The organism is Bradyrhizobium sp. P2_E8 (genome assembly GCF_056403875.1).
On sequence record NZ_JBFUES010000582.1, the window covers coordinates 1 to 4,802 of the forward strand.

Consider the following 4,802-nt stretch of genomic DNA (forward strand, 5'->3'; position numbering starts at 1 on the left):
CTGCCGCAATGTCGCTTTGTTTAGTTAAGATATACTTCGGCGCACGTCGAAAAAAATTCGGATCGATTTACTCGCAATTCATTGCGGGTGCGTGACGAGGCAGCGAGGTTCTGATGGCTGTAGCAACTTACGGTTCGGAAAACTATTATTCGGCTATATCGAACCGACGCGGTGCCCTCCAGAGACCCCTCCAGGTGGCGTTGATCGCTGGCGACTTCCTCGCCGTGCTGCTCAGCTATTTCGTGGCGAGCGGTTTGTATCGCGTGCTTGTCGTCGAGCAGGATTCGTCCATCGGAGCCGGTCTCGTCGTCGGCGCGGTGTTCGTGATGATCGCCTATTTCCAGGGCGTCTACGATCACCATCGCCTGTTGAGCACGGTCTGGCAGCTGCGCAAGGCCTTGGCGGTCTGGCTGATCTCGCTGACCATCCTCGCGGTCGAGGCGTTTCTGCTCAAATCGTCCGCGGATCTGTCGCGCGGAACCACGCTGCTGTTCGCTGCGACCGGCGGCGTTGCCTTGGGCGGGCTGCGCGTGTTGTGGCGCCTGGCCCTGACCTCGAGCTATGCCAAGGGCCGTCTGGTCGATCGCAAGGTCGTGCTGCTCAGCCTCAAGCCTCTCGATTTCACTTCGACCCGCTTCAAGGATCTGCGCAAGCACGGCTTCAACGTCGTGCGGCATTTCGTGCTCGAGCCGTCCGAAGAGGGCGCGGGCTGGGATCGCGAGATTCGCGACATCATTCGTCAGGGCCGGACTGCGGACGTGGAAGAATATCTCCTGGTCATCGACTGGGACGAGATGCCGCTTCTTCAGAAGCTGAGCCAGCACCTGCGCGTCGTTCCCCAGCCGATCCGTCTTCTGCCTGATTTCCCGATCGCCGATCTGGTCTCGCGTCCATTCCAGCCGGTCAGCGGCACGGTCGCGATCGAGATCCAGCGCGCGCCGCTCAGCGTGTTCGAGCAGGCGCAGAAGCGCTGCCTCGATATCGGCCTTGCCTCGTTCGCCCTGCTGCTGCTGGCGCCGCTGCTGGTGACGGCCGCGATCATGATCAAGCTCGATTCCAAGGGCAACGTGATCTTCAAGCAGTCCCGGCGCGGCTTCAACGGCAAGCAGTTCGAGATCTGGAAGTTCCGCTCCATGACGGTGGCGGAGAACGGCCATGTCGTCACGCAGGCGACGAAGAGCGACGCGCGGGTCACCCGTGTCGGCCGCGTGCTACGGCGGACCAGCATCGACGAGCTGCCGCAGCTCTGGAACGTTCTGCGCGGCGAGATGTCGTTGGTCGGGCCGCGCCCGCATGCTCTCGCGCACGACAACTACTACGACGAGCTCATCAGCAATTACGTGTACCGGCACCACATGAAGCCGGGCCTGACCGGATGGGCCCAGGTCAACGGCTTCCGCGGCGAGACGCCGACCATCGATCTGATGGAAAAGCGGGTCGAGTATGACGTCTGGTACGTCAGCAACTGGAGCATCTGGCTCGACATCAGGATCATCCTGAAGACCGCGCTGGCGCTGATCCACCAGGAAGCCTACTGAGGCTGTCGGGCATCCCGGGAAAGCAATGACGGGCAGAGATGCGGCGGGGGATCCTGCCGCTGGCCGCTTTACTCTTCGCCATCCATCAGGATCCTGGGCTTGCAGGAACGACGGTTGCGCCTAAGCAAACAGCGGCGYTGCCGTGATGGGCAAGGTCCGCATGGCTTCCTAGCCTCAGCGCGCGGAGAATTGAGGCTCATCGGCTGCGGGAACGCTATCGTGGGGCCCCGTAAGCCCGAATTCGGCGCCCAATGCCGCGCTCATTCCCGCATATACGACGGCCGGTCATCCGACGGATAGCAACGGTGCCGGATGTTCGATCCCGTATCGTTGACGAGACGCAGAAAGAAAAGCCGATCGCTTTCGGGGAAATTGCAGGTCGCATCGAGCAGTGCCGGCTGCGCGCTCGCCGAGGTTTTCAGCAAGGCTACTGCGCTGGGAAACAGCTTAGCGCGAAAGATATCCTCAAAATCCTGCACGGCGGCCTCCTTGAGAGCAGGCGGCAGTGCCCCGAATGAGCGCAGTGCGAGCGGCGCGCGAATGAGCTGGATCCAGGCTTCGTGCGGGGCGGATTGATACGACTGGCCGAGATAGCTCGCCGCTCGCGGTCCAAATCCCTGTTGCCGGATATTCGACCAGTAGACGCCAAGCCATCCGATCGATTCGGTGGGAGCGCAGCCGAGGAGTGCCTTGCTGATGGCATCGACCTTCGAGATGTCGAGGTCGGCCTGGCGCAGCTCGGTGGCCCGAACCGAGTCTTCGGCTGCTCCAATCTGCAGAATGAGCAATTCGCGCAGGATCTTCGAATTGCAGGAACGCTCGGCGGCTTCAAGGTCCTGTGTCACCATCTGCCGGAGCAGCGCGGGATCGTAATTTTCACCGCGCGCAACACGGCTGGCGACCTTCGAAATCGTCGGGTCGGGGATGACTGGAAAGACCGACCACACCCAGCTCAAGGCGGCAATGGCGAGCACACAATTGACGCCGCGCGCCAGCCAGTGTGGGCTGGCCGGCAAGCGACGGTCGGACGCGCCAGCGCTGCTAGGCACCTTCGACGTAGTAGCTGTTATAGTGCGAGCCCTTGTAGGCCTCGATGCGCTTGAGCATCTTCGGGTTCGCGCGGTTCAGGACAGCCCCCAACAGTTTCTTCTGGATGACCTCCGACCCGGAGATCGACTCTTGCAGGGCAGTTCGCGTCGTCTTGCCCCACTCGATCACGTAGACCATGGCGTCGATGAGATGGCTGACCGCCTTTGCGTCCGCGACCGGCATGACCGGGGCGAGGTCGATGATGATATATTCGTAGTTCTCCCGCATCACCAGCAGCAGGTCCGCCATGGCCTTTGAAGCCATGATGTCGGCTGAATTGACCATCCGGGAGACCATGAATGACGGCAGGAAGTCCAGTCCGGTCTCCTTGCTGCGCTGGATATGGTAGCCGAACGAGCGCGGATCCTTGAGGGCCTCGACCAGGCCGGTCTTGGCGTTGGGGGCAAGCTCGCGCGTCAGCGAGCGGGTGTGCAGGTCGCCGTCGATCAATAGGGTGCGGTGTCCGGTCAGCGCGGTGAGGTGTCCGAAATTGGCTGCGACCGTCGTTTTGCCTTCCTTGGGCAACGACGACACGATGCCGATCACCTTGACCTCGCGCGTCAGCCGCGCGACGTCGATCGACACCTTGATGTTCCGCAGCGTCTCCGCAAAACGCGAGAACGGATGGTCGACGACATAGTTCGAGAGCGGCGTCTCCTTTTCCCTCGTCGGCGGACTTTCGTTCGGCAACAGCCCGAGGGCCTTCTGCGCGACCTGGCCCGGCGGACGAATGTCGGGTAGGACACCGAGGCATTTCACGCCGAGCTCGTCTTCGACATCACTGGGCGAGCGCAGGACATCACTCAACAGCTCTCGCGAGAAGGCGACAGCGAAGCCGAGGCAGAGGCCTCCGACGAGGCCGCCGGCGATCGCCAGCAACGCCTTCGGCGAGCTCTTCTTGTCGGGTTTGACCGCCGTGCTGATCATGCGGGCTTCGCTGATCGGGAAGCTCTGGTTCTGCGTCGCGTTCTGCAGCTTTTCGAGGAAGTTGTTGTACAGGTTGCGATAGGTATCGGCCGCGCTCTCGAGGTCGCGCAGTTTGACCTGGGCCTGTCCGGTATTGCCGGCCTGGGCGACCAGCCCCTTCAAGTTGTCCTCGAGCGAGGATTCGCGGCTCTTGGCGATCGCGTAGTCGCTCCGGTAGGCGTCGGCGATACGGTGGACCTCGTCGGCGATGGCCTTGCGCAGTTCTTCCATGCGGTTGGCGAGGTTGATGGACGCCTGATGGGTCTTGCCGTAACGGTTCGACCAATCGGCATACTGGGCCGCCAGATCAAGATACTGGGCGCGGAGCCTCGTGATGACGGTATTGCTGAGCGCGTCGGTGACGGTCGGCTGCGCCAGGTCCTTGTCGGAGATCGCCTCGATGCGGTCGAGGCGCGCCTTGGCTTCGGAGGTGGCGGCGCGGGCCTGGATCAGCTGGGTGTTGACGTCGGACAGCTGTTGCTCGGTCATCAGGCCGCGGCTGGTGCCGACGATGTTGTTTTCCGCCTTGAAGCTCTGGACGGCGCGATCGCTCGCGGTGGCCTGCTCGCGCAGTTCGGCACTGCGCGACTGCAGCCATTCGCCGGCCCGCTTGGTCGATTGGTACTTGGCTTCGAGCGCGCCCACGATATAGGCGTCGGCGATCGCGTTGGCGATCCGTGCAGCCTTTTCGCCGTCCACCGAGCGGTAGCTCAGCGACAGGACGTAGGTCGTCAGCACGCGTTCGACCTTGAGATTCCTTTGAACCGCATCAACCACGCCGCGTTCGATCCGCTCYTTCGAGGCCGGCCCATCGGATCCGAACAGCGAAAGCACCTTGCCCAGGATGATACCGACCATTCCGGGATCGGATCCGTTGAACTCGGAATCCTCGGTCAGCCGCAGCTTGCGGACGACCGAAAGAATCAGATCGTCCGAGCTGAGGATCTCGACTTGGCTGTCGACAAAGCCGGTGTCGATCAGCGCACTGTTTACGCCGCTGTCCTTGTCCAACACCTGGGTCTGGCGGGTGTCCATCAGGATCCGGGCGTTGGCCGTGTACATCGGCTTCGCGATCAGCAGGTAGACGAAGACCAACACCAGGGCGCCCGCGACCGACGCGGCGATCAGCGGCCATTGACGGCGCAAGATGTCTAGAACGCGCTCGACGCTTAATACCGTCCCACCGAGCTCGATTCCGAACTTCTGGCC

The 4,802-nt window shown here is 62.4% G+C and carries 3 protein-coding genes; 1 reads left to right on the top strand and 2 read right to left on the bottom strand.

From position 1 onward, the window contains the following. Positions 1–113: 113 nt before the first annotated feature. Positions 114–1,538, top strand: a complete 1,425-nt coding sequence (locus AC1D00_RS27025; protein ID WP_027549397.1) for an undecaprenyl-phosphate glucose phosphotransferase — start codon at positions 114–116, stop codon at positions 1,536–1,538. A gap of 260 nt (positions 1,539–1,798) precedes the next feature. Here the strand turns inward: AC1D00_RS27025 and AC1D00_RS27030 are convergent, their stop codons facing one another. After that, on the bottom strand, positions 1,799–2,512 hold the full coding sequence (locus AC1D00_RS27030; RefSeq protein ID WP_477012757.1) for a hypothetical protein: 714 nt from the start codon (positions 2,510–2,512) through the stop codon (positions 1,799–1,801). Between the two features lie 67 nt (positions 2,513–2,579). Next, positions 2,580–4,802: Wzz/FepE/Etk N-terminal domain-containing protein (locus tag AC1D00_RS27035; RefSeq protein WP_477012758.1), on the bottom strand; the 2,223-nt coding region annotated here is incomplete at its 5' end.

Excerpts from the sequence above, each read along its gene's own strand:
- AC1D00_RS27025 (WP_027549397.1), top strand. The coding sequence starts at position 114 with ATGGCTGTAGCAACTTACGGTTCGGAAAACTATTATTCGGCTATATCG.